Annotated in this window: 27 protein-coding genes and 1 rRNA gene; 27 read left to right on the top strand and 1 reads right to left on the bottom strand. The window is 34.9% G+C overall.

Features of this window, described 5'->3' with window-relative positions; translation table 11 throughout:
• Positions 1-84 precede the first annotated feature (84 nt).
• The 11 genes from rrf to rsmI all read left to right on the top strand — a co-directional run bounded on the left by rrf (position 85) and on the right by rsmI (position 7,270).
• A 5S ribosomal RNA gene (gene rrf, locus V2145_RS17305) occupies positions 85-200 on the top strand.
• A gap of 152 nt (positions 201-352) precedes the next feature.
• Positions 353-535, top strand: coding sequence for a sigma factor G inhibitor Gin (locus V2145_RS17300; RefSeq protein ID WP_094913148.1), 183 nt, complete (start codon positions 353-355; stop codon positions 533-535).
• A 114-nt stretch (positions 536-649) separates the two neighbouring features.
• Positions 650-2,080, top strand: coding sequence for an aminotransferase class I/II-fold pyridoxal phosphate-dependent enzyme (locus tag V2145_RS17295; RefSeq protein WP_311859911.1), 1,431 nt, complete (start codon positions 650-652; stop codon positions 2,078-2,080).
• 13 nt (positions 2,081-2,093) lie between these two features.
• Entirely contained in the window at positions 2,094-2,735 is a 642-nt protein-coding gene (gene tmk, locus V2145_RS17290) for a dTMP kinase (RefSeq protein ID WP_094913146.1), read from the top strand.
• Positions 2,736-2,774: 39 nt separating this feature from the next.
• The gene (locus tag V2145_RS17285; protein ID WP_311859910.1) at positions 2,775-3,104 is read left to right on the top strand and encodes a cyclic-di-AMP receptor; all 330 of its coding nucleotides are present in this window, start codon (positions 2,775-2,777) and stop codon (positions 3,102-3,104) included.
• A gap of 37 nt (positions 3,105-3,141) precedes the next feature.
• Entirely contained in the window at positions 3,142-4,134 is a 993-nt protein-coding gene (holB, locus tag V2145_RS17280) for a DNA polymerase III subunit delta' (RefSeq protein ID WP_094913144.1), read from the top strand.
• Positions 4,135-4,138: 4 nt separating this feature from the next.
• Entirely contained in the window at positions 4,139-4,966 is an 828-nt protein-coding gene (locus tag V2145_RS17275) for a PSP1 domain-containing protein (protein ID WP_094913143.1), read from the top strand.
• Positions 4,967-4,980: 14 nt separating this feature from the next.
• Complete coding sequence (gene yabA, locus V2145_RS17270) at positions 4,981-5,346, top strand: DNA replication initiation control protein YabA (RefSeq protein WP_025909809.1); 366 nt, start codon at positions 4,981-4,983, stop codon at positions 5,344-5,346.
• A 50-nt stretch (positions 5,347-5,396) separates the two neighbouring features.
• Entirely contained in the window at positions 5,397-6,143 is a 747-nt protein-coding gene (locus V2145_RS17265; protein WP_094913142.1) for a tRNA1(Val) (adenine(37)-N6)-methyltransferase, read from the top strand.
• On the top strand, positions 6,130-6,417 hold the full coding sequence (locus tag V2145_RS17260; protein ID WP_210611388.1) for a GIY-YIG nuclease family protein: 288 nt from the start codon (positions 6,130-6,132) through the stop codon (positions 6,415-6,417). The genes V2145_RS17265 and V2145_RS17260 overlap by 14 nt, the downstream gene beginning before the upstream one ends.
• Positions 6,395-7,270, top strand: a complete 876-nt coding sequence (gene rsmI, locus V2145_RS17255; RefSeq protein ID WP_094913140.1) for a 16S rRNA (cytidine(1402)-2'-O)-methyltransferase — start codon at positions 6,395-6,397, stop codon at positions 7,268-7,270. Before V2145_RS17260 ends, rsmI begins: the two co-directional genes overlap by 23 nt.
• Before the next feature lie 26 nt (positions 7,271-7,296).
• On the opposite strand, the gene V2145_RS17250 is transcribed toward rsmI, so the two are convergent.
• Positions 7,297-7,581, bottom strand: coding sequence for an AbrB/MazE/SpoVT family DNA-binding domain-containing protein (locus V2145_RS17250; protein ID WP_025909813.1), 285 nt, complete (start codon positions 7,579-7,581; stop codon positions 7,297-7,299).
• 536 nt (positions 7,582-8,117) lie between these two features.
• On the opposite strand from V2145_RS17250, the gene metG reads away from it, so the two are divergent.
• The 16 genes from metG (at position 8,118) to V2145_RS17170 (ending at position 21,363) form a co-directional block, all read left to right on the top strand.
• A complete protein-coding gene (gene metG, locus V2145_RS17245; protein WP_094913139.1) occupies positions 8,118-10,100 on the top strand; it encodes a methionine--tRNA ligase in 1,983 nt (660 codons plus the stop codon).
• 71 nt (positions 10,101-10,171) lie between these two features.
• On the top strand, positions 10,172-10,942 hold the full coding sequence (locus V2145_RS17240) for a TatD family hydrolase (protein WP_094913138.1): 771 nt from the start codon (positions 10,172-10,174) through the stop codon (positions 10,940-10,942).
• A gap of 166 nt (positions 10,943-11,108) precedes the next feature.
• Complete coding sequence (rnmV, locus tag V2145_RS17235) at positions 11,109-11,669, top strand: ribonuclease M5 (protein WP_094913137.1); 561 nt, start codon at positions 11,109-11,111, stop codon at positions 11,667-11,669.
• The gene (rsmA, locus tag V2145_RS17230; RefSeq protein WP_094913136.1) at positions 11,666-12,544 is read left to right on the top strand and encodes a 16S rRNA (adenine(1518)-N(6)/adenine(1519)-N(6))-dimethyltransferase RsmA; all 879 of its coding nucleotides are present in this window, start codon (positions 11,666-11,668) and stop codon (positions 12,542-12,544) included. Before rnmV ends, rsmA begins: the two co-directional genes overlap by 4 nt.
• Before the next feature lie 85 nt (positions 12,545-12,629).
• Positions 12,630-13,496: a sporulation peptidase YabG gene (gene yabG, locus V2145_RS17225; protein ID WP_311859905.1), complete on the top strand. Its 867-nt coding sequence runs from the start codon at positions 12,630-12,632 to the stop codon at positions 13,494-13,496.
• A 285-nt stretch (positions 13,497-13,781) separates the two neighbouring features.
• Positions 13,782-14,015, top strand: coding sequence for a biofilm formation stimulator Veg (gene veg, locus V2145_RS17220; protein ID WP_025909819.1), 234 nt, complete (start codon positions 13,782-13,784; stop codon positions 14,013-14,015).
• A gap of 147 nt (positions 14,016-14,162) precedes the next feature.
• A complete protein-coding gene (locus tag V2145_RS17215; protein ID WP_094913134.1) occupies positions 14,163-14,336 on the top strand; it encodes a protein sspF in 174 nt (57 codons plus the stop codon).
• 180 nt (positions 14,337-14,516) lie between these two features.
• Complete coding sequence (gene ispE, locus V2145_RS17210; RefSeq protein ID WP_330988029.1) at positions 14,517-15,386, top strand: 4-(cytidine 5'-diphospho)-2-C-methyl-D-erythritol kinase; 870 nt, start codon at positions 14,517-14,519, stop codon at positions 15,384-15,386.
• 56 nt (positions 15,387-15,442) lie between these two features.
• Positions 15,443-16,264 carry a pur operon repressor gene (gene purR, locus V2145_RS17205; RefSeq protein WP_094913132.1) on the top strand — a complete coding sequence of 274 codons (822 nt, stop codon included), beginning with the start codon at positions 15,443-15,445 and terminating at the stop codon, positions 16,262-16,264.
• Between the two features lie 19 nt (positions 16,265-16,283).
• On the top strand, positions 16,284-16,661 hold the full coding sequence (gene ridA / locus V2145_RS17200) for a 2-iminobutanoate/2-iminopropanoate deaminase (protein ID WP_094913131.1): 378 nt from the start codon (positions 16,284-16,286) through the stop codon (positions 16,659-16,661).
• A 144-nt stretch (positions 16,662-16,805) separates the two neighbouring features.
• Positions 16,806-17,096 (top strand): septation regulator SpoVG, encoded by a 291-nt coding sequence (spoVG, locus tag V2145_RS17195; RefSeq protein WP_094913130.1) that lies wholly within the window; start codon positions 16,806-16,808, stop codon positions 17,094-17,096.
• Positions 17,097-17,291: 195 nt separating this feature from the next.
• Complete coding sequence (glmU, locus tag V2145_RS17190) at positions 17,292-18,671, top strand: bifunctional UDP-N-acetylglucosamine diphosphorylase/glucosamine-1-phosphate N-acetyltransferase GlmU (RefSeq protein WP_094913129.1); 1,380 nt, start codon at positions 17,292-17,294, stop codon at positions 18,669-18,671.
• Positions 18,672-18,689: 18 nt separating this feature from the next.
• Positions 18,690-19,643 (top strand): ribose-phosphate diphosphokinase, encoded by a 954-nt coding sequence (locus tag V2145_RS17185; RefSeq protein WP_131888596.1) that lies wholly within the window; start codon positions 18,690-18,692, stop codon positions 19,641-19,643.
• A 148-nt stretch (positions 19,644-19,791) separates the two neighbouring features.
• Positions 19,792-20,424: a 50S ribosomal protein L25/general stress protein Ctc gene (locus tag V2145_RS17180; RefSeq protein ID WP_094913127.1), complete on the top strand. Its 633-nt coding sequence runs from the start codon at positions 19,792-19,794 to the stop codon at positions 20,422-20,424.
• A gap of 89 nt (positions 20,425-20,513) precedes the next feature.
• Positions 20,514-21,071: an aminoacyl-tRNA hydrolase gene (gene pth, locus V2145_RS17175; RefSeq protein WP_094913126.1), complete on the top strand. Its 558-nt coding sequence runs from the start codon at positions 20,514-20,516 to the stop codon at positions 21,069-21,071.
• Between the two features lie 61 nt (positions 21,072-21,132).
• Complete coding sequence (locus V2145_RS17170; RefSeq protein ID WP_094913125.1) at positions 21,133-21,363, top strand: anti-sigma-F factor Fin family protein; 231 nt, start codon at positions 21,133-21,135, stop codon at positions 21,361-21,363.
• Positions 21,364-21,415: the final 52 nt, after the last annotated feature.

The following is a 21,415-nucleotide window of genomic DNA, read 5'->3' as shown; positions in this document are numbered from 1 at the left end:
AACAATTAGGAGCCGTAGCTAGACAGTAAACTTAGTACTCAGCAAATATGTTATCTAGTTTTGAGAGAATAATCTCAATTCATGTCTGGTGGCGATAGCAGAGAGGTCACACCCGTTCCCATGCCGAACACGGAAGTTAAGTTCTCTAGCGCCGATGGTAGTTGGGACTTTGTCCCTGTGAGAGTAGGACGTTGCCAGGCACATTTAAAAGACTAGCTAAAATTAGCTAGTCTTTTTATTTTAGTTTAACAAGGTATAAGCTATCTGCGTATAATGTATTGTAGACTTAAATGTAGCATAGGTATAGGAAATAAATAAATGGTCCACAATGACATAGTGGAGGTGTAGAATAATGAACGGAAAAAATCATGATACGGTTTGCTTAGTTTGTAATGAAAAAACGGTTAAGGGTATTACAATTTTTTCTTCATTGATATGTCAACACTGTGAAAAAGATATTACAGAAGTAAATTTATCAAACCAACAATATGATGATATTTTAAATCAATTAAAGAAAATAGAAATTTATAAATAAAGCTGAAGTCCTTTTTAAGGGCTTTTTTGCATGATGAAAAAACTCTTATGAATTTGTTATAATAAACACAGTCTTTATTTATAAATGTGTAAGAAATAAAAGGAGATTATAAGTTTGGAATATCTACGAAGCAAACTGCCTTTATATAATTGTGTTCTAAATCATATTGCTAAAAAGCCATTATCTTATCATGTACCGGGACATAAGAGTGGATATGTCTTTCCTGAAGACATTGAAAAAGATTTTCTACAGTTCTTAAAATATGATTTAACAGAAATAACAGGATTAGATGATTTACATGAAGCAGAAGAAGCTATTCAAGATTCTCAGATATTAGCTGCCAATCTATATGGCGTAGATCAAACATATTTTTTAGTGAATGGCTCTACTGTAGGTAATTTATCTGCTATATTATCTCTTTGTGAAGAAGGAGATAGTATTATTGTTCAAAGAGATTCACATAAATCAATTTTTAATGCAATTAACTTAGCAAAAGCTAATGCTATCTTTGTTTCTCCTGACGTTGATTTGACTTCGCAATTAACGATAGGTATAAATGTTGAAGATATCAAACAAGCCCTTAAAACCGCACCTAGTTCGGTAAAAGCAATTGTTTTAACAAACCCCACTTATTACGGTGTTTCAACTGACTTAGCTCCGATTGTTTCATTGGCACACAAACATTCTATTCCGGTTGTTGTCGATGAAGCTCACGGTGCTCATTTTATTTTAGGAGCTCCTTTTCCAAAGTCAGCTACAGAGTTTGGTGCAGATATTGTCATCCAATCCGCTCATAAGACACTACCAGCAATGACGATGGGCTCATATTTACATGTAAAGGGAAACCTTATTAATAAACCTAGATTATCTTATCTTTTAGGAGCTTTACAATCCAGTAGTCCTTCTTATCCTATTATGGTTTCTTTAGATATTGCACGCTATTATGTACAGTGCTTAAAAAATGAAGGTACGGAAAAAATTAAAGCTAATTTAAAAGGATTTTATGAGGAAGTCAATCTGCTTGATACTCTTTCTATTGTAAAGTTAAAGCAGGAGAATCTTAAAGTGGATTTATTAAAACTTACCTTATCATCTACACAATTAACTGGTTATGAGCTTCAGGAAGCTTTAGAAGCGGAAGGAGTATATACAGAGCTGGCAGATCCTTTGTATGTCTTATTAGTGCTACCTTTATCATCATCATTTGATTTTAGTGATACGTTATTTCGAATAAAAAAAGCAGTTGGATTAAAGGCACAAAGTGGGTTTGAAAAGGATAAGATTGATACTCTTTACTACCCTGAAAAAATTACACAAAAAATATATAATCATACAAATGAAACAGAGATAATTTCACTAGAAAATGCTTTAGGAAAGATATGTGCCGAAACCATTATACCTTACCCACCAGGTATTCCACTGTTGTTAGAAGGTGAAAAAATCTCAATGCATCATTTAAAGTATTTAAAGCAAATCTTATTTTTTAAAGGTAAAATACAAGGAAGTAAAAATATAAGACATGGATTCATTCGTGTGTTTACATAAAAGGGGAATTGAGATGCAAACAGGAATTTTTATTACATTTGAAGGGCCTGAAGGTGCTGGAAAAACAACGGTTATTCAAATGGTTGAAAGTATGTTAAAAGAAAAAGGAGTAGAGGTTGTTCTGACAAGAGAACCGGGTGGCATTTCAATTGCAGAGCAAATTCGTGAAGTTATTTTAAGTCCTAGAAATAAAGAAATGGACGGTAGAACAGAAGCCCTTTTATATGCGGCAGCTAGAAGACAACATTTAGTTGAAAAAGTTATCCCCATGTTAGAACAGGGTAAAGTAGTAATATGTGATCGATTTATTGATAGTTCTCTCGCATATCAAGGGTACGCAAGAGGATTAGGGATTGAAGAAGTATTGACAATTAATCAATTTGCTATTGATGATCTTATACCAGATTTAACTTTTTATTTAGACATAAGGCCTGAAATAGGATTGCAGCGAATAGAAAAAGGCCGTAGTCATGAAATTAATCGTTTAGACTTAGAGAAAATCGACTTCCATTATAAAGTAAGAGAAGGATATAAACTTTTATTAAATCAATTTCCAAATCGTATTAAGGAAATTAATGCTGAACAAAGCGTTGATGATGTATACAATGATATATGTGATGTGTTAAGAAGATTTTTGAAAGCTAATAATTCTTGATATAATAAAGTAAATAAGTTCATAATGAGGTGCATATTCATGAAATTAGTAATTGCAGTTATACAAGACTCGGATAGTACAAAGTTGTTAAATGCATTAGTTGAAAAAGGTTTTCGCTCAACGAAATTATCTAGTTCCGGTGGGTTTTTAAAATCTGGAAATACAACTATCATGATTGGAACAAAAGATGAAAAAGTTCAAACTGTTTTAGATATTATTAAAGGTGAATGTGAAAATCGTAATCAATTTATTTCCCCAGTCTCTCCAATGGGTGGTAATGCAGATTCATATATTCCTTATCCAGTTGAAGTAGAGGTTGGAGGCGCAACGGTATTTGTATTACCAATTGACCAATTTCATCAATTTTAAAAAACAGTCTTACAATTGAAGTAGAAAGTGTGATGAAATGAACAAAAAGTGGGGAGAGCTAGAAGGTGTCCAGCCAACTGCTCTTAGGATGTTAAAAAATAGTATTGTAAAAGATAGAGTAGCTCATGCTTACCTACTTGAAGGAAGTAAAGGAACTGGTAAAAAGGAGATTAGCTTTTTATTTGCAAAACGATTGTTTTGCTTAAACCCTCATGAACATGAACCATGCTATGAATGTATCAACTGTAAAAGAATTGATTCCGGCAATCATCCGGATGTACATTTTGTTGAACCAGATGGGTTATCTATTAAAAAAGAGCAAGTACAATATTTGCAAGCTGAATTCACAAAAACTGGTGTTGAATCCAATAAAAAGTTATATATTATTAATCATGTTGATAAGATGACAGTAAGTGCGTCTAATAGCTTATTAAAGTTTTTAGAAGAGCCAACGGATGGTACATATGCAATCTTATTAACGGAAACTATTCAGAAGCTGTTGGATACCATTATATCTAGATGTCAGGTTATTTCTCTGCGTTCTTTAACAGAAAAACAATTAGCTGAACAACTAATGAACCATAATCTTTCCAAAGCAGACGCAACGCTAATGCCATACTTAACGAATAGTATTACAGAAGCAATTGAATTAAGTGAAGATGAATGGTTTGGACTTGCAAGAAAGTTAGTGATACAATTATATGAAGTGTTAACAACTAGACCTCAACAAGCGCTTCTCTTTATTCATGAAAAATGGGTACCTCATTTTAAAGAAAAAGAACAAGCTCATATTGGGTTAAATTTACTAATGCTTCTGTATCGCGATGTTTTAACGTTGCAAGTAGAAGAAGAGCCAATGCTTATTTATTTTTATAAAGAAGACCAATTAAAATCTCATGCACTTCAAGCTACTCAACAAAGAATTATTGCAAAGATTGAAGTAATTTTAAGAGCTAAAAATAAATTAAATTCAAATATGAATATACAGTTATTAATGGAACAGCTGGTGTTGGATTTGCAGGAGGGATAAAAGCTTGTATGATGTAGTAGGTGTTCGCTTTAAAAAAGCGGGTAAAATATATTATTTTGATCCTGGTGATTTAACAATACCGGATGGGGAGTTTGTTATTGTTGAAACAATCCGTGGTGTTGAATTCGGTAGGGTTGTTATTAATAAAAAGCAAGTCAGTGAACATGATGTTGTTCTACCACTTAAAAAAGTCATTCGTATTGCAGAGCCTAAAGACAAGCTCATTGTTGAAGAAAACAAACAAGCTGCTAGCGAAGCATATGATGTATGCGTTCAAAAAATTCAGGCACATAATCTAGATATGAAGCTAGTAGATGTAGAATATACATTTGACCGTAATAAGGTAATCTTTTATTTTACAGCAGATGGACGTATCGACTTCAGAGAATTAGTAAAGGATTTAGCAGCCATCTTCCGTACACGTATTGAATTACGTCAGATTGGTGTTAGAGATGAAGCAAAACTCTTGGGTGGTATTGGCCCGTGTGGAAGAATGCTTTGTTGTTCAACTTTCTTAGGAGATTTTGAGCCAGTTTCAATTAAAATGGCAAAAGACCAAAACTTATCGTTAAATCCTACAAAAATTTCAGGGTTGTGTGGTCGTCTTATGTGCTGTCTTAAATACGAAAATGATGAATACGAAACAGCAAAAGAGCAGCTTCCGGATATTGGATCTACCATTAAAACTCCTGAAGGTTCGGGTCGTGTAATAGGTCTAAATATTTTAGAGCGTATTATACAGGTAGAATTATCAAATCGTGAGCAAATCTTAGAGTATACATTAGATGAAATTCTTAATGAAGGTGCTGTTTCGTTTCAAGCCACAGATTAACGAGGTGGGTAAAGGTGGATAAAAAAGAGATTTTTGATTCGGTTACAAATATGGAGGAACAAATTGGTCACTTATACAAACAATTAGGAGACTTAAAAGAGTATTTAGCTGAACTAATTGAAGAAAATCATCACTTACAGATTGAAAATGACCATTTGCGTCGCCGCCTTGACCAAACCAATTTGGAAACAAAGCCAAAAAGTCATAATCAAAAGGTAAGTAGTCAAACAAAAGTACAAAAGCAAATAGATATCGGTGAAGGTTACGATAATCTAGCTAGATTGTATCAAGAAGGCTTCCACATTTGTAACATTCATTATGGTAGCGTTCGTCAAGATGGGGATTGTTTGTTTTGCTTATCATTTTTAAATAAAAAATAACAAGGCCTCTCCACAAGGAGAGGCTGCTTTTATATAAGGAGAAATGGAACATGGTTCAATTATATGAAGATGAACGACTTGATTATCTGTTAGCGGATGAAAGTATGCGTATTATTCAAAGTCATTCTGTCTTTTCATTTTCATTAGATGCTGTTTTGCTATCAAACTTTGCTTATGTACCGATAAAGAAAGGTAATATTATTGATTTATGTACAGGGAACGGCGTTATACCTTTATTTTTATCAAAACGAACGAATGCTAAGATTACAGGTGTAGAAATTCAAGAGCGTTTATCTAGCATGGCTACTAGAAGTGTTGATTACAATAATTTAAGTAATCAAATTAACGTTGTTCTAGGCGATTTGAAAGACATGCCACAGAAATTAGGACATGGAAAATATGATGTAGTAACATGTAATCCACCCTATTTTCCTACGCCTAAAGTTGATGAACAAAATAAGAATGAGCACTATGCAATTGCTAGACATGAAATTCATTGTAATCTAGAAGATGTGATTCGTGTAAGTAGTCAATTAGTAAAGCAAGGAGGAAAGGTTTCACTTGTACATCGACCTGGTCGACTTGTTGATATTATTACGTTAATGAGGGCATACCGCTTAGAGCCAAAACGCTTACAGTTTATCTACCCAAAGAAAAACAAAGAGGCAAATACCATTTTAATTGAAGGGATTAAAGATGGTAATGCAGACTTGAAAATCCTTCCACCACTCGTTGTTTATAAGGAAGATAATGAATATACAAACGAGCTAAAGGAAATTTTGTATGGAACAAACTAAGCATTACTTTTACGTATTAGAATGTAAAGACCAAAGTTATTATGCAGGATACACAAATAATTTGAATAAGCGTTTAGCTGTTCATAACAGTGGCAAAGGCGCTAAATATACTAAAAGTCGTTTACCAGTTGTCCTTTTATGGCATGAAGAGTACAAGACAAAAACTGAAGCCATGAGAAAAGAATACTGGTTTAAACAGTTAAGTCGTAAGCAGAAAGAGCAATATATCCTAAAGGAGCAGAAGAAAAGTCATGAACTCACAAAAGAGCTATGAAGGAATTGAAGACAAAGGGGTATTATATCTAATTCCAACACCTATTGGTAATCTAGAAGATATGACATTTCGCGCAATTCGATTATTAAAGGAAGTAGATTATATTGCTGCAGAAGATACAAGACATACAAAAAAGCTGTGTAATCATTTTGAGATTGGGACACCAATTGTTAGCTATCATGACCATAATAAAGAGACGAAAACAGAAAAGCTGATTCAAGATTTAGAAAAAGGTCTTAAAATTGGTCTTGTGAGCGATGCTGGTATGCCATGTGTCTCTGATCCAGGATATGAATTAGTAAGAGAAGCGGCAAACAAAGGTTGTACTGTTATTCCTTTACCAGGTGCTAATGCTGCATTGACAGCTCTGATTGCTTCGGGACTACCTACTTATCAATTCTATTTTTACGGTTTTTTAAATCGAAATAAAAAACATAAAAAGGAAGAACTTCAGCTTTTATCTATGAAAAAAGAAACAATGATTTTTTATGAAGCACCTCACCGTTTAAAAGAGACGTTGAAGTTGATGTTTGAAGCATTTGGAAACCGAGAAATTGTATTATGTAGAGAGTTAACAAAGCGTTATGAAGAGTTTTTGAGAGGGAATATCGAAGAAGCAATAACTTGGGCTAACGAAACAGAGCTGAGAGGAGAGTTTTGTTTCATTGTGTCAGGAACAACTGAAGAAATTGTAGAAGAAACAGAGGCTTGGTGGACAGAGTTAACGATTATTGAACATGTGGACTATTATGTAAATGATCAGCAATTCAGTAATAAGGATGCTATCAAACAAGTAGCAAAAGATCGTAATCAATCAAAAAGAGAGATATATAGTGAATATCATATAAATTAAAAAAGCTGTCTAACGACAGCTTTTTTTTAGTTTGAAGATTGTAGATTATTTTCAAGCTCTTTCATAATTTGTTCTGCACCTTCACGGCTTAAAATTAGCTTACCACCAGCTAATTGAATATTTTCATCTGAAACTTCACCAGTTACTTGGCAAGTCATGTTTGGTTTATATTTCTTTAAAATGATACGCTCTTCATCAACATAAATTTCTAACGCATCTTTTTCAGCAATCCCTAATGTACGGCGTAATTCAATTGGAATTACTACACGTCCTAACTCATCAACTTTACGAACAATACCTGTAGATTTCATCTTGTTTTCCCCTCTCAACTCTTAGTTTTCTATGTCATTACTTTCGTCATTATTCGACAAATTCAACGTACTTTTATAATACCAACGTTTCCAAAAGTAGTCAATCATTTTGTATGTAAAAAAATGTAGATGGAAATAAAAAAATATAAAAACACTTATATAAAAGGGTTTATGAAAGATATAAGTAATATTTTTAGGTAGTATATTGAAAAAAATAACATAATATATTTGATGTAAAGATGATTGAATTCAAGCATTTTTAATCGAAAATTCATTCTTTCGACAAAAAAAGACAAAAAGCTACTTTCATTCAAGTTGATTCAAAAATTAATAGGGTATTTTATCTATGAAAGAGGCAAAAATGGTAGGAGTAAATAGCTTTTATTTAAATTTCTAATGTCTTTAGCTAGATGGTTTTCAAAACGTCCTAGAAAATAGTATTATAGAAGATAGAATAAATAGTTGATTTCATTTTTTCTTGAAATACATCACTCTGTATTTTGGAAGTGCTTAAACGGATTTTGGAGGTTATATAAATGGGAAATAACACGTTTTACATTACCACACCAATTTATTATCCAAGTGGTAAATTACATATAGGACATGCGTATACAACAGTTGCAGGAGATGCAATGGCTCGTTATAAACGGTTAAGAGGATTTGATGTTCGTTATTTAACGGGTACAGATGAGCATGGACAAAAAATTCAGCGCAAAGCAGAAGAAGATAATGTGACTCCTCAGCAGTATGTAGATAATATTGTAGCAGGGATTAAAGAGTTGTGGGAGAAAATGGATATATCCTATGATGATTTTATTCGTACAACAGAATCTAGACATAAAGAGGTTGTTGATAAAATCTTCAATCGTTTACTAGAACAAGGTGATATTTACCTAGATGAATATGAGGGCTGGTATTCAGTTCCTGACGAAACTTACTATACAGAACTTCAGTTAGTAGATCCGATTATTGAAGATGGAAAAGTAGTGGGCGGAAAAAGTCCAGACAGCGGTCATCCGGTAGAATTAGTAAGAGAAGAATCTTATTTCTTTAAAATGGGTAAATATGCAGATCGCTTATTAGCTTTTTATGAAGAAAATCCGACCTTTATTCAGCCAGAATCTCGTAAAAATGAGATGATTAATAACTTTATTAAGCCAGGGTTAGAAGACTTGGCTGTTTCACGTACAACTTTTGATTGGGGTATTAAAGTACCTGGAAATCCTAAGCACGTTATTTATGTATGGGTTGATGCATTATCAAACTATATTACAGCATTGGGGTACGGTACTGAAAATGACGAGTTATACAAAAAATACTGGCCGGCTAATGTTCATCTTGTAGGAAAAGAAATTGTTCGCTTCCATACAATTTATTGGCCAATTATTTTAATGGCATTAGATTTGCCTCTTCCAAAAAAAGTATTTGCACACGGATGGTTATTAATGAAAGATGGTAAAATGTCTAAGTCAAAAGGAAACGTTGTTGATCCAGTAACATTAATTGATCGCTATGGCTTGGATGCTTTACGCTATTATTTATTAAGAGAAGTCCCATTCGGTTCAGACGGAGTGTTCACCCCTGAAGCGTTTGTAGAGCGTATTAACTTTGATTTAGCCAACGACCTTGGGAATTTAGTTAACCGTACAGTAGCAATGATTAATAAATACTTTGACGGTGTCATTCCTATGTATGAAGGTAATGTAACAGAGTTTGATGGTCAGCTTGTACAAGCTCAAAAAGATATGGTGAAAAAGTACGAAGAATCCATGGAAAATATGGAGTTCTCTGTAGCTTTATCAGCGGTTTGGCAATATGTGAGTCGTACAAATAAATATATTGATGAAACTAAACCTTGGGCTCTTGCTAAGGACGAAGAGAACCGTAATGAGTTAGCTTCAGTAATGGTACACTTAGCCGAAGCTATTCGCCATACTGCTGTTCTGTTACAGCCATTCCTAACTAGAACACCAGAAAAAATCTTTGCACAAATTGGAGTAAAAGAAGATGTGTTAAAGAGTTGGGAAAGCATTGAAGCATTTAATATGCTTCGTGAAGGAACAAAAGTGGAAAAAGGTGAACCAATGTTCCCACGCCTTGATCGTGACGAAGAAATCACATTTATTAAAGAAAAAATGTTAAGTTCGTTACCAACACAGGAAGAGAAGAAAGAAGATGTTCAGCCAGAACAAAGCGAAGAAATTGGTTTAGATGACTTCTTAAAAGTAGATTTACGCGTAGCGGAAGTTATTCATGCTGAGCCTGTAAAGAAAGCGGATAAGTTATTAAAGATTCAGCTAGACTTAGGCTATGAAAAACGTCAAGTTGTATCAGGTATTGCGAAGTTCTACAAGCCTGAAGATCTCATCGGCCGTAAAGTTATCTGCATTGTAAATTTAAAGCCAGTCAAATTACGTGGTGAACTTTCACAGGGAATGATCTTAGCGGGTGAAGATGCGAATGGCTTATCACTTGCCGAGGTTGACCAATCTCTAAGTAACGGAACTAAAGTAAAATAATAAAAAAGGGGGCGTTTCACGTGGAACACGGGAAAGCCCTTTTTTATTTCGTAAATGGAAGGAGAAGTAATATGTTATTTGATACACATGTACACTTAAATGCAGAACAATTTAATAATGATTTAGAAGACGTTATTGCAAGAGCAAAAGAACGTAATGTAGAAAAAATGGTCGTGGTTGGATTTGATGAACCAACCATTAATCGAGCGATGGAACTTGTTGAAAAGTATGACTTTATGTATGCTAGTGTTGGTTGGCACCCTGTAGATGCTATTGATATGACAGATGAACATTTAGCTTGGATTGAAGAATTAGCAGGACATCCTAAAGTAGTAGCTATTGGAGAAATGGGATTAGATTATCATTGGGATAAGTCACCTAAAGATATACAGAAAGAAGTATTTCGTAGACAAATTCGTTTAGCAAGAAAAGTAAATCTTCCAATCATTATTCATAACCGTGATGCAACAGAAGACGTTGTAACTATTTTAAAAGAAGAGTCTGTTGAAGAAGTTGGTGGCATCATGCATTGCTTTACAGGGAGTATTGAAGTTGCCAAACAGTGTATGGATATGAATATGTATATCTCATTCGGCGGACCTGTCACGTTTAAAAATGCGAAGAAGCCGAAAGAAGTCGCAACTGAAATTCCTCTTGATAAATTATTAATAGAAACAGACTGTCCATATTTGACACCTCATCCTTATCGAGGAAAGAGAAATGAACCAGCATATGTCTCATATGTAGCAGAGCAGATTGCAGAATTAAAAGGTATTAGTTACGACGAACTAGCAAAGCATACTACTGAAAATGCGCTAAAATTATTCCGAATTCATGATTAAATGTTTAACATATCTATTGGCTTAAAACAATGTTAAAATAAAAAGTATTAAAATGTAGTAACACTTGCAGAGGGTCTTACAATCCTCTGCTTTTTTTCAGTTGATTTCATACTGACAGGTTAGATGCAAAATGAAGAAAAAGGCTTCATTTTTGAGGAGGTTCATAATGAAGATTAAGGAAATAATTGTGGTTGAAGGTAGGGATGATACTGTTACAATTCGTCGAGCAGTACAAGCTGATACAATCGAGACGAACGGTTCAGCCGTAAACGATGAAACCATTGAAAAGATAAAGCTAGCACAACAAACGAGAGGCGTTATTATTTTTACAGACCCTGATTATCCAGGTCAGCGTATTCGTAATATTGTTTCAGAGCAAGTTCCGGGATGTAAGCATGCATTTTTATCAAAAGAACAAGCAAAAGGTAAAAATGGAAAAGGTATAGGCGTTGAGCATGCGTCTATTGAAGATATTAGACAAGCTCTACAAGACGTAAAGCAAGAATGGCAGGGAATTGATGAGCAAATTACACAAGAGGATTTAATTGTTGCTCGCTTAGTAGGAGATAGCGAAGCAAAAATTAGACGTGAGAGAATAGGTAAATTCCTTAAAATTGGTTATGCGAACGGAAAGCAGCTACACAAAAGATTAAAAATGTTTCAAATTTCAAAAGATGAGTTTATCAAAGCTGTTCAGAAAATTAATCAGGAGGAACAAAAGTCGTGACAAAAGATATTGCAACCCCAACTCGTACGAAAGAAATTTTAAAGAAATATGGATTTACGTTTAAAAAGAGCCTAGGACAAAACTTTTTAATTGACACTAACATTTTAAATCGTATTGTTGATCATGCTGAGTTGACAGAAGAGACAGGAGCTATTGAGATTGGTCCTGGAATTGGGGCTTTAACTGAGCAATTGGCGAAGCGTGCAAAAAAAGTATTGGCTTTTGAAATTGACCAACGTTTGTTACCAATTTTGGCTGATACACTTTCACCGTACCCACACGCTAAAGTCATTCATCAGGATGTACTTAAAGCTAATTTGAAAGAAACCTTAGCACAAGAGTTTGAAGGTATTGAAGACTTAATGGTAGTAGCGAACTTGCCTTATTACGTTACAACCCCAATCTTAATGAAATTGTTAGAGGAACAGATTCCAGTTCGAGGAATTGTTGTTATGTTGCAAAAAGAAGTAGCTGACCGTATTGCAGCAAAGCCAGGAACAAAAGAATATGGTTCTCTTTCTATTGCTATTCAATATTATACAGAAGCTGAAACAGTTATGATTGTTCCAAAGACAGTGTTTAACCCTCAACCAAACGTTGATTCAGCTGTTATTCGTTTAATTCGACGTGATGAACCAGCCGTAAAGGTGAAAAATGAATCCTTTTTCTTTAAAGTTGTTAGAGCAAGCTTTGGTCAAAGACGTAAAACAATTTTAAATAATTTAGTAAATAATCTACCAAATGGAAAAGCAAATAAAGCTGCCATTGAACAAGCTCTTTCGGAAGCTTCAGTCGACCCAAAAAGAAGAGGAGAAACATTATCAATTGAAGAGTTTGGCAAGTTAAGCGATGAGCTAGGAAAATCGTTCGCATAGAATAATCACCTTTTTGCTTCGTGTTCATAGGCTATGAAGAGAGTTGAATATTTAGCTTTTAAGTAGTAAAGACGGAGTGAAGTTTATGAATATCAAAATTGGTGATATTGTAACACGTCCTTCTTATGATCGTGATTTGTTATTTCGCGTAATTGCGGTTAATGAAGGTGAGGAACAATATGCAACATTAATTGGAGAAGATATCCGCCTTATTGCTGATGCTCCTTTATCCGATTTAGAAGTTGTAGATGTTCAAGAGCAACAGCGACGAAAAGAACAAGAAGAGCAACTGTTAGAGAGGTCTCTAAAGCTGTTAAGCCAAGACTACGACCTCATTCGAGAAAAAGCCGAATATGGTATGACAAATGGGTATAATCATTCACACCGCCTTTTTCAGATGCCAGGTAAGGTGCTACATGTAGATGGAGACCCTAACTATTTACAGAAGTGTTTAGCAGTGTATGAAAAGATAGGTGTTCCGGTATATGGTGTACATTGTACAGAAGCAGAAATGCCAAATAAAATAGGTGCTTTGTTAGAAGAAGTGAGACCTGATATTTTAGTGTTAACTGGTCATGATGCCTATTCAAAATCAAAAGGTAATAAAAATGACTTATTAGCCTATCGCCACTCGAAATATTATGTGAAAACGGTGTACGAGGCAAGGCGTAAAATTGCCAATCTAGATCAGCTCGTGATTTTTGCCGGCGCTTGTCAATCTCATTTTGAACAGCTAATACAAGCAGGTGCAAATTTTGCAAGTTCTCCATCTAGGGTCAACATTCATGCTTTAGACCCTGTATATGTTGTAGCAAAGCTAAGCTTCACCCCTTTTAATGATCGCATTAATGTGTGGGATGTATTGCGTAATACACTAACAGGTGCAAAGGGATTAGGTGGAATAGAAACAAGAGGTCTTTTACGAACGGGAATGCCTTATGAAGCTGAATAATGAACGTCAATCTGTTATGCAAAAGAGGATTCATCCCTTTTGTATAGCAGTTTTTTTATCTATATTATAAATAAGTTTCAATGTTATACGTTTCTTTTAGAAGAATTATTTTAAATAAATGTAAAACTTATACATATTATGGAGTTGTTTGCACAAAATAGAAAGGAAATGTAGATTTATGTAGAAAATTATTTGTTGACATCATTAGATATACATTGTTATAATTTTATGTTTTTGACTTTTTTATTTTTTCGTGTTACACTACGTATAGTGAGGTGGACCAATATGGCGAAAACTTTATCTGATATTAAGCAAGCGCTGGATTTGCACCTAGGTCAACGATTGACTTTAAAAGCGAACGGTGGACGAAGAAAAACGGTAGAGCGTTCAGGAGTCTTAACTGAGACGTATCCTTCTGTTTTTATTGTGGAGCTAGATCAAGAAGAAAACTCTTTAGAAAGAGTTTCTTATAGCTATGCCGACGTGTTAACTGAAACAGTTGAGCTAAAGTTTTTTTAAACCAAAAGTAATATAGTACGTAGCGATGAGCAGTGGACGTTTTTGGTTTGCTGCTTTTTTTATTGGGCTTTTTTTCAAAACATACTCCCTCTTTGGTGATTTATACTATAAGTAAGGTTTGAGGAGTTTTAAAGGAGGCTTTACTAAATGAGCAGACGTAGAGGTATTATGTCAACAAAATGTAAAGAAGAATTGGCTAAAGAACTTAACTTTTATGATGTTGTAAAAAGCGATGGATGGGGTGCTATTCATTCCAAAGATGCAGGTAATATGGTAAAGCGTGCCATAGAAATAGCAAAAGAACAGTTGGCTAAGTCTTAAGTGACGAACATGCTCTACTTGTTTTTCTAGAATAAAGTAATGATAATCCGAAGTGGAAATCACTTCGGATTTTTAGTGGTTTTTATACTTTTATACACTGTTTATGTAAAGATATATAAACCTTCTCATTTTGTGATAAAATAACTTTACAATTGATTAGATGAAGTAGGTGAAAGATTTATGAAGTTAATGGTTAAGGCACCAGCCAAAATAAACTTATCCCTTGATGTGTTACATAAGCGTACGGATGGTTATCATGAAGTTAAGATGGTCATGACAACGATTGATTTAGCAGATCGTATTGAGCTTTCTGAACGTGAAGATGGTCGAATTGTTATTTATTCACATAATCGTTTTGTTCCTGATGACCAGCGAAATTTAGCATATCAAGCTGCACAGCTGCTTAAAAAACGTTATAAAGTGGATAAGGGTGTCAATATCTTAATCGATAAGCAAATTCCTGTAGCAGCGGGATTAGCAGGAGGAAGCAGTGACGCAGCAGCTACTCTTAGAGGGCTAAACCAGTTATGGGACTTAGGTTTGTCTCTAGACACGCTAGCAGAGCTTGGAGCAGAAATTGGCTCTGATGTATCGTTTTGTGTATATGGTGGCACAGCTCTTGCAACAGGAAGAGGAGAAGTAATCAAACATATTGAAGCACCTCCAAACTGCTGGGTGATATTAGCAAAGCCAGAAATAGGTGTATCCACAGCAGACGTATATCGTAATTTAAAGGTGCAAAATGTGAGTCATCCTAATGTAGAAGGTATGATTAAAGCAATTGATACAGGAGATTACGAAAAGATGTGTCAATCTGTAGGAAATGTATTAGAAGAAGTAACGTTAAAGATGCATCCGGAAGTTTCATTAATCAAAGAACAAATGAAGAGGTTTGGAGCAGATGCAGTTCTCATGAGCGGTAGCGGACCAACAGTTTTTGGCCTTGTACAGCATGATTCTCGCATGCACCGTATTTATAACGGTTTACGAGGTTTCTGTGATAAGGTATATGCTGTCCGACTTATTGGAGAACGAATAACGCTTGAATAAATCCGTATATTAATGTTATATTCATAATATAATATTCGGATTTTAGGGAGGAAGTTATGAAGTTTCGACGGAGTGGACGTTTAATTGATATGACGAATTATTTCATTCAAAACCCTCAGCGCCTTATTCCTCTGACATATTTTGCAGATAAATATAACTCTGCAAAATCATCTATAAGTGAAGATATGGCGATTATAAAGCAAACTTTTGAACAACAAGGTATTGGTACGCTTGTTACTTTACCAGGGGCAGCTGGTGGCGTTAAATTTATGCCAAAGATGTCGAATGAAGAAGCGAGTCAACTTGTTGAAGAGCTATGTGGGATGATTGAAAAACCAGAGCGATTATTACCCGGTGGATATTTGTACCTCACAGATATTTTAGGAGATCCTCGTGTTGTTAATAAGATTGGTCGTTTATATGCATCTTTATTTGCTAATCGCAAAATTGATGTAGTTATGACTGTGGCAACAAAAGGAATTCCGGTTGCTTATGCAGTAGCGCAATATCTAGATGTACCGGTTGTGGTGGTAAGAAGAGATAGTAAAGTAACTGAAGGTTCAACTGTAAGTATTAATTATGTATCGGGTTCTTCAAAGCGTATTCAAACCATGCTGCTAGCTAAGAGAAGTCTAGCTGTGGGTTCAAACGTTTTAATTATTGATGATTTTATGAAAGCAGGCGGAACAGTTAATGGGATGATTAGCTTGCTTGAAGAGTTTGATGCAACGGTTGCTGGAATCGGTGTATTAGTTGAGTCAGAGGATATTGAAGAGCGCCTAGTTGATGAATACATTTCTCTTGTACAACTGAAAGATGTTAACATAAAAGAGAAACATATCACCGTACAGGAAGGAAATTATTTAAAATATATCTAAGGTTGGGGAGGAAAGAATCATGTTACAAGTTCAAACAAAGCAAGCGCCGCAGGCTATTGGGCCTTATTCTCAGGGGATTGTTGTTAATAATTTATTTTACAGTTCAGGACAGATTCCTTTACGCCCAGACGGCACGCTAGTTGAAGGGGATATCAAAACACAAACTGAACAAGTATTTCAAAACCTTAAAGCTGTTCTAGAAGAAGCTGGTGCTTCACTAAATACAGTAGTAAAGGCAACGGTATTCATCAAGGATATGGATAATTTTGCTGACCTTAATGAAGTCTATGGACAATACTTTGGTGATCATAAGCCTGCACGTTCATGTGTGGAAGTAGCAAGATTACCAAAAGATGTTTTAGTTGAAATTGAAGTAGTTGCGTTAGTCAAAGGATAAATTAACGAACTAAAACCAAATTATTTCCAATTGTTCACTTTTTTTGCGAAAATTTTCTAAAAACTTTTCTGTAGAGGCAGGAAAAACAAAAATTCCGTGGAATTTATGTAGTAAAGCTTCGCATAGGAAAAGGTGGTGAACAAAATGGAAGTAACTGACGTAAGATTACGCCGCGTAAACACTGAAGGACGTATGAGAGCGATTGCTTCAATCACATTAGATGGTGAATTTGTTGTTCATGATATTCGAGTGATTGATGGTAATAACGGCTTGTTTGTAGCAATGCCAAGTAAACGTACACCTGATGGTGAGTTCCGCGATATTGCACATCCAATTAATTCTAATACTCGCGGAAAAATTCAAGATGCTGTTTTAGCAGAGTATCATCGATTAGGTGAACTAGAAGTTGAATTTGAAGAAGCGGGTGCTTCATAAAATATGATAGATTAAAAGCCTACTTAACAGTAGGCTTTTTATTTTGTCCTCCTCTTTTATCCATAAAATTTCTTCATTATAAAAATTTAACAAAATTTTAAAATAAAATGAATGACTTTCGAATGATTTCTTGAAATGAGGTCATTTTTGATATAATATTCTTAATGGATAAAAAGGTAAAATTGGAGGCCTGTTATGTCAAAAAGATATGCAGTCATATTGGCAGCTGGTCAGGGTACACGTATGAAGTCATCTTTATATAAAGTGTTACACCCTGTGTGTGGAAAACCAATGGTACAACATGTAATTGACCAAGTGTCAAACGTTTCGTTAAGTAAACTAATTACTGTTGTAGGCCATGGTGCCGAAAAAGTGAAATCACATGTTGGAGATAAAAGCTTATTTGCTTTGCAAGAAGAGCAATTAGGAACAGCTCATGCAGTCATGCAAGCAGAATCTTTACTTGCACATGAAAAGGGTACGACAATTGTTGTTTGTGGTGATACGCCACTTATTACAACGGAAACAATTGAAGCGTTGCTTAAGCATCACGAAGAGACAAATGCCAAAGCAACAATTTTAACAGCTCATGCTCAAGATCCAACTGGATATGGGCGAATTATTCGTAATAGCTCTGCGTCAGTTGAAAAGATAGTTGAGCACAAGGATGCAACTGAACAGGAGCGAGCAGTAAAAGAAATTAATACAGGTACGTATTGCTTTGATAATGAAAAGCTATTTGAGACGCTTTCAAAAGTATCAAATAACAATGTTCAAGGTGAGTATTATTTACCGGATGTTATTGAGATTTTAAAAAATGAAGGTGAAATCATTTCTGCTTATCAAACAAGTGACTTTGCTGAAACATTAGGTGTAAACGATCGCTTTGCGCTTTCACAGGCAGAAGAAACAATGAAAAAGCGTATCAATAAGAAACATATGTTAAACGGAGTAACAATTATCGACCCTTCTAACACATATATTTCAGCGGATACAGTTATTGGACGCGATACGGTTATTTACCCGGGAACAGTCATTCAAGGTGCTGTATCTATTGGTGAGAACTGTGAAATCGGACCTAACAGCGAAATCAAAGATTGCCAAATCGGACATAATACATCTATTCGCCATTCAGTCGCTCACAACAGTGAAATTGGTCAATCTGTAACAATTGGACCGTTTGCGCATATTCGCCCACAGTCTATGATTGATGATGAAGTGAGAATAGGAAATTTTGTCGAGATTAAGAAAGCATCATTTGGTAAAGGAAGTAAAGCTTCACATTTAAGTTATATTGGGGATGCAGAAGTAGGTCAGGATGTAAACTTGGGGTGCGGATCAATTACCGTTAATTACGATGGAAAAAACAAATTTTTAACTAAGATTCAAGATGGTGCATTTGTTGGTTGCAATTCAAATCTAATTGCACCAGTAACGATTGGAGAAGGCGCTTATGTAGCTGCTGGATCTACAATTACAGATGATGTACCAGGTAAAGCTTTATCAATTGCTCGTGCAAAACAAGTTAATAAAGAGAACTACGCTGAAAAGCTTGATATTAATAAAAAATCCTAACGGAGGTTTTACAACAAAATGCCAAATGTATATGCTGATGAAAATTTGAAATTGTTTACGTTAAATTCTAATAAGGCTTTAGCTGAAGAAATTGCTAAGGTGATTGGTGTTGAATTAGGAAAGTGTTCTGTAGACCGTTTTAGCGACGGAGAAGTTCAAATTAACATTGAAGAAAGTATTCGTGGTTGCGATGTATTCATTATTCAATCAACAAGTGCACCTGTTAACGAACATTTAATGGAGTTACTTATTATGATTGATGCTTTAAAACGTGCATCTGCTAAAACAATTAACATTGTAATTCCTTACTACGGTTATGCTCGCCAAGATCGTAAAGCACGCGCTCGTGAACCAATCACAGCTAAATTAACAGCAAACCTTATTGAAAAAGCTGGTGCGACTCGTATCATCACATTAGACTTGCATGCTCCACAAATTCAAGGTTTCTTCGATATTCCAATTGATCACTTAGTAGGTGTTCCAATTCTAGGTGAATACTTCAAGAGCAAAAACCTTGATGATGTTGTCATCGTGTCTCCAGACCATGGTGGTGTAACACGTGCACGTCGTTTAGCAGAACGTTTAAAAGCACCAATTGCTATCATTGATAAGCGTCGTCCGCGTCCAAACGTTGCAGAAGTAATGAATATTGTCGGTCAAGTAGAAGGCAAAACGGCAATTTTAATTGACGATATGATCGATACAGCTGGTACCATTACATTGGCAGCAAACGCACTTATTGAATCAGGTGCAAAAGAAGTATATGCATGTTGTACACATCCAGTCCTATCAGGACCTGCAATTGAGCGTATCCAAAATTCTAAGATTAAAGAATTAGCAGTTACAAACTCAATTTCTTTAACAGAAGAAAAGAAAATTGATAAAGTAACAGAGCTTTCAGTTGCACCTTTAATGGCTGAAGCAATCATTCGTGTTCATGAAGAAGAGTCAGTGAGCACACTATTCGATTAATGGGTTGAAAAGAAGCTTCTTTCCTTGTGAAAGAGGCTTTTTTTTATGCTAAGCATAGCATTGCTACAAATTAATTTGATTTTGAGGTTTAATCACTTTCTAAATAGGGTACATTTTAATATAGAAAACATACTGGAAGGTGAAAAATATGAGTATTTCAATTGAGGCAAAAGAAAGAACAAGCTTTCAAAACTCTGTAAATAGAAAAATTCGTGAAGAGGGTAATTTTCCAGCAGTTGTTTACGGTAATAAAGTAGAGCCTACGTCAATTTACTTAAATAGCGCTGAGTTTATTAAAACAATTCGCGAAGCAGGTCGAAATGGCGTATTAACGTTACATGTCGGCAAGAACAAACATTCAGTTATCTTGCATGATATTCAAACTGACCCATTAAAAAATGAAATCGTACACGCTGATTTTCAAGTTGTTGATATGTCGGTAGAAATTGAGTCTACAGTTACTCTATCATTAGTTGGAGAAGCTAAAGGTACAAAAGAAGGTGGCGTATTACAGCAGTCACTATACGAAGTAACAGTTCAAGGTTTACCGCAAAATATTCCATCATCAATTGATGTAGATGTAACTGAGCTGGGGATTAATGATGTATTAACTCTACAGGATGTAAAAGTAGATGGTAAAATTGAAATTACACAAGATCTTGAAGAGCCAGTGGCTTCAGTATTACCTCCACAACAAGAGGAATTACCTGATAGTGGAGAACAACAAGGTGATGAAGAAAATAAAGAAGTAGAAGCAACTGAACAAAAAGACGAAGAATAATACAAAGGCGTAACCAAAAGGTTACGCCTTTTATGATGAATTGATTATAATAAGAAGGATAGAGTGTTTAAAGAGAAAGGAGCATTTCGTTGAAATTAATTGTTGGATTAGGTAACCCTGGAAAAGAGTATGATCAAACACGTCATAACATTGGTTTTATGACAATTGATGAACTTGCAGATTACTTTGATATTAAGTTGGATCGCACAAAATTTAATGGATTGTATGGCATGGGAATGGTACGAGGAGAGAAAGTCCTTTTATTAAAACCATTAACATATATGAACCTCTCAGGAGAAAGCATTCGTCCACTGATGGAGTATTATGATATTGATGTGGAAGATTTGGTTGTTATTTACGATGACTTAGACTTGCCCTGTGGAAAAATACGCTTACGAACAAAAGGTAGTGCAGGTGGCCACAATGGAATTAAATCAATTATTCAGCACTTAAAAACACAAGAATTCAACCGTGTTCGAATCGGCATTGATCGCCCTAAAAACGGCATGAAAGTTGTGGACTATGTACTTGGACGATTTACATCTGAAGAGATGGTCGAAATGAATGGAGCTATAGAGAAATCCGTTAAAGCTACTGAAGAATGGTTGTCTAAACCATTCCTAGAAGTAATGAATCGATATAATTAACAGGAATAAAGCTCTTCCTAAATGCTAATACTAACAATAAAACATTTAGGAGGGCTTTATTCTGTCTATTCATTATTTCTGTAGACATTGTCATGCAAAAGTCGGTATGATAGAAGGGAAAGAATATAGCACAGAAAAACTAGGCTTTCATCATTTAACAGCTGATGAAAGGCAAGAACTAGTTCAATACCAAGCAAATGGCGATTTAACTGTTAAAACAATTTGTGAGGATTGCCAGGAAGCTTTAGATCGAAACCCAGACTATCATCAGTATGAAACATTTATACAATAAAAAGCTTTGGTTATATACCAAAGCATTTTTCTATTTACTTACATAGCAACAT

This window comes from Priestia sp. GS2 (assembly GCF_036409025.1).
GTDB classification, from domain to species: Bacteria; Bacillota; Bacilli; order Bacillales; family Bacillaceae_H; genus Priestia; species Priestia aryabhattai_A.
The sequence above is the reverse complement of the archived record's forward strand: the minus strand, read 5'-3'. Positions and strand labels throughout refer to the sequence as shown.